This window comes from Actinosynnema sp., from assembly GCF_052038725.1.
Genome location: NZ_JBQGCX010001269.1, coordinates 1 through 3,617, shown reverse-complemented (window position 1 = coordinate 3,617; position 3,617 = coordinate 1). Strand labels below are relative to the sequence as shown.

Annotated in this window: 4 protein-coding genes; 1 reads left to right on the top strand and 3 read right to left on the bottom strand. The window is 75.6% G+C overall.

Annotated elements, in window-relative coordinates:
* Positions 1–25: 25 nt before the first annotated feature.
* Both ACTUAL_RS26805 and ACTUAL_RS26800 read right to left on the bottom strand, forming a co-directional pair.
* The gene (locus tag ACTUAL_RS26805) at positions 26–1,333 is read right to left on the bottom strand and encodes an amidohydrolase family protein (protein ID WP_096493746.1); all 1,308 of its coding nucleotides are present in this window, start codon (positions 1,331–1,333) and stop codon (positions 26–28) included.
* Positions 1,334–1,441: 108 nt separating this feature from the next.
* On the bottom strand, positions 1,442–1,801 hold the full coding sequence (locus ACTUAL_RS26800; protein WP_096493748.1) for a YybH family protein: 360 nt from the start codon (positions 1,799–1,801) through the stop codon (positions 1,442–1,444).
* Between the two features lie 71 nt (positions 1,802–1,872).
* Between ACTUAL_RS26800 and ACTUAL_RS26795 the strand changes: the two genes are divergently transcribed.
* Positions 1,873–2,730 carry a LysR family transcriptional regulator gene (locus tag ACTUAL_RS26795; RefSeq protein ID WP_440902191.1) on the top strand — a complete coding sequence of 286 codons (858 nt, stop codon included), beginning with the start codon at positions 1,873–1,875 and terminating at the stop codon, positions 2,728–2,730.
* Here the strand turns inward: ACTUAL_RS26795 and ACTUAL_RS26790 are convergent.
* Positions 2,727–3,383: a DedA family protein gene (locus ACTUAL_RS26790; RefSeq protein WP_440902190.1), complete on the bottom strand. Its 657-nt coding sequence runs from the start codon at positions 3,381–3,383 to the stop codon at positions 2,727–2,729. The two genes, ACTUAL_RS26795 and ACTUAL_RS26790, sit on opposite strands and share 4 nt — an antisense overlap.
* Positions 3,384–3,617: the final 234 nt, after the last annotated feature.

The window sequence follows — 3,617 nt, the reverse complement described above, 5'->3', positions numbered from 1 at the left end:
GGCTGCGGGTCGGCTCGCCGAGCTCCTAGCGGGACAACCGGTCCCGCACGCGGTCGGCCCGCGCCAGCAGGTCGGCGGTGTCGCGCAGCAGGCGGCCGTCGCGCTTGACCGCCCTGCCCGCGACCAGCACCGCCTCCACGTCGCCCCGCTCCATGCTCTGCACCACCGCGCCCACCGGGTCGTGCACCGGCGCGAGACCCGGCCGGTCGGCGCGCAGCACGACCAGGTCGGCCTGCTTGCCCGGCGTCAGCGAGCCGATCTCGTCGGCCATGCCCAGCGCCCGCGCGCCGTTGATCGTCGCGGCCTCCAGCGCCTGCCGCGAGGTCATCAGCCGGGGCCGCGGCCCGTCCCGGCCCGGCGCGCCGGGGCCGTGCAGGGCCGTGTGCCTGGCCGCCTGGAGGCCCGACCGCATCTGGCTGAACATGTCGCCGGGGCCCGTGGACTCCACGTCCGTGCTCAGCGTCGGCCGCAGCCCCGCCTCCAGCGCGGCGGCCAGCGGCGGGGTCCCGTGGCCCATCAGCATCTCCACGGCGGGCGCCACGGACAGCGCCGCGCCGCTCTCGGCGAGCACCGCCAGCTCCGCCGCGTCCAGCCCCGTGCCGTGGACGAACACCGCCCTCGGCCCGAACACGCCCAGGTCCCGCAGGTCGCTCGGCTCCAAGCCACCCCGACCGCCCAGGCAGTGCAGCACGACCGGCACGTCCAGCTCCCTCGCCAGCGCCCAGTTCCACCGCGCCGCCTCCGGGGTGACCGCGTCCGCGCACAGCCCCATGCGCACCCGCGCGCCCCGGTCCGGCAGCAGCTCGGCCAGCCCCCGGACCCCCGCCTCGGACAGGCCGCCGTGGTCCGGGCGGTCCTCGCCCATCGCGCTGTGGCCGAACGCGAACACCGCCCGCAGCCCGGACTCGCGCAGCGCGGCGACCGCGGCCTCGGTGCGGCCGGGGCGGTCGTTGATGTTGGCCACGTCCTGCACCGTCGTGATGCCCGCGTCGAGCGCGGTCAGCGCGCTGAGGGCGGTGCCGACGTGGACGTCCTCCTCGGTGAGCCGGGACCCGCAGTGGCCGAGGACGTCGGCGAAGTACTCGGGCAGCGTCTGGTCCGCGCCCCGGCCGCGCAGCACCGCCAGCCACATGTGCCGGTGCGAGTCCACGAAACCGGGGATCACGATCCGGCCGGTCCCGTCCACGACCTCGTCCGCGTCGGCCGGGGCGACGCCCGCGCCCACGGCGGTGATGACGCCGTCCTCCACGACCAGGTCCGCGCCGACCAGGTCGCCGAGCCGCTCGTCCACGGTCAGCAGGGTCGTGTTGGTGATCGCTAAGCGGTGGGGCAAGTCCGGCCTCCGTGCTCGGGGGAGAAGCGGAGGCTAGCAACGGGGAAGTGGTGCGGGACACCCCTTTCCGGGGCGTCGGGGGAGTGCTCCTCCGACACCCCGAAGGCGTCAGGGGCGCCGGAACTCCGGCTGGTCCAGCACGCGCAGCCAGGTCCCGTCCGGCTGCCTGCGGGCCACCTGCGCCCGCGCGCCCGCGCCGTCCGACGGGGGTGTGGAGGTCAGCGCCAGGTCGCCGCTGAGCAGGGTCGGCAGCGGGGGTTCGGGGGTGAAGCGCGGGCGGTGGGCCAGTACCGACGCCCACAGGGCCTCGATCGCGGCCCGGCCCGCCGTCACCTCGCCGGGCGGGTAGGCCATGACCGCGTCCGGCTCGTACAGCTCGGCCACGCCCGCCGCGTCGCCCGCGTTGGAGCGCTCGACGAACAGCCTGGTCAGGTCCTCGGGGGTCAGTGCTTTCTCTCGGTCAACCACGTCGACCAGCCTGCGCCGGGTGGAATCAGAAGTCCAACAGCTGGATCTGCTGGGAACTAGCATTCCGGCTCATGGATCTGCGTCAGCTGGAGTACCTGGTCGCCGTCGCCGAGGAGCGCAGCTTCACCCGTGCCGCCGCGCGCGTGCACGTGTCGCAGTCCGGGGTGAGCGCGCAGGTCCGGCAGCTGGAGCGCGAGCTCGGGGCGGAGCTGTTCGACCGCACCAGCCGCGTCGTGGCGCTGACCGCCGCGGGCGAGGTCGCGCTGGAGCACGCCCGCGCCGCGCTCGCCTCGGCCGCCGCGCTCGGGCAGGCGGTGGGGGAGGTGGCCGGGGTGGTGCGCGGCTCGCTCGTGGTGGGCATGGTCGCGGGTTGCGCGCTCACGCCGCTGTTCGACGCGCTCGCCGCGTTCCACCACGCGCACCCCGGCGTGCGGCTGCGGCTGGTGGAGGGGGTGTCGCAGGAGCTGGTGGACGAGGTGCGGCGGGGCGCGCTGGACCTGGCGCTGGTCGGGGTCGCGCAGCCGCCGGAGGGGCTGGAAGCCCTGGTGGTGGTGGACGACTCGCTCGTCGCGCTGGTCCCCGAGGGGCACCCGGTCGCGGCGGGCGCGGACCCGTTCGCGCACCCGCTGGTGGCCATGCCGCAGGGGACCGGGCTGCGGGCGGCGCTGGACGCGCGGTGCGCGGCGTCGGGGGAGCGGCCGGAGGTGGTGCTGGAGGCGAGCGCGCCGGACGCCGTGGCCGCGCTCGCGGCTCGGGGGTTGGGGGTCGCGGTGCTGGGGGCGTCGATGGCCTCGGCGTACCCGGACCTGACCCCCGTGCCGATCCCGGACACCCGCGCGCTGCTGGCGCTGGTGTGGCGGGATCGGGCGTCCCCGGCCGCTCGGGCCCTCCTTGGAATTATTCGGAATAATTCCTTCAGTGTTGACTAAAAAGAGTCCTCCGGAAGACGGCGGCGGGACCGCACCCGGACGACGACGAAGAGCACCACGGCGATCGCCACGGCCGCGAGCACCACCGTCTGGAAGACGGCCGCGTAGTCGTCGACCACGTGCCAGTTCGCCCCCAGCAGGTAACCCGCCCCGACGAACACCGAGTTCCAGACCAGGCTCCCGGCGGTGGTCAGGAGCAGGAACTTCACGGGGGACATGCGCCCCACCCCGGCGGGCAGGGAGATGACGCTGCGGAACAGCGGCACCATCCGGCCCAGGAACACCGCCTTCGCCCCGTGCCTGGCGAACCAGCGCTCCGCGCGGTCGAAGTCGGCCACCTCCAGCAGCGGCACCCGCGCGATCACCGCCCTGGTCCGGTCGCGGCCCAGCAGCGCGCCCAGCAGGTAGACGACCACCGCGCCCGCCACCGAGCCCAGGGTCGTCCACAGCAGCGCCTCGGCGAGGCCGAACGCGCCCCGGCTCGCGGAGAACCCGGCCAGCGGCAGGACCAGCTCGCTGGGGATCGGCGGGAACAGGTTGTCCGCGCCCACGACCAGCGCCGCGCCGGGACCGCCCAGCGCGTCCATCAGGTCCACCGCCCAGCCCGCCAGGCCACCGAGCGGTTCGGGGGTGGGCGGCGTTGCGTCGATCATGCGTTTTCCTCACTGCGGAAGGGGTTTGCGGACAGCTCGACGCTAGGAGCGGCCCGGTGCGCCGGGAATGCGGCGACCCGCCCGGCCGTGCTGGGGCAGGCCCCACGCCGGTGGTGCGGCAAACCCCAGATCGCCCGGCTCGACCCGCCGCTACCGTGGCCGCGTGATCCACACCGACGAGCTGAGCGCGGGCGCGGTGGCCGGGAGCTGGGGGCGGGCCGTCGTCGGGGTCCT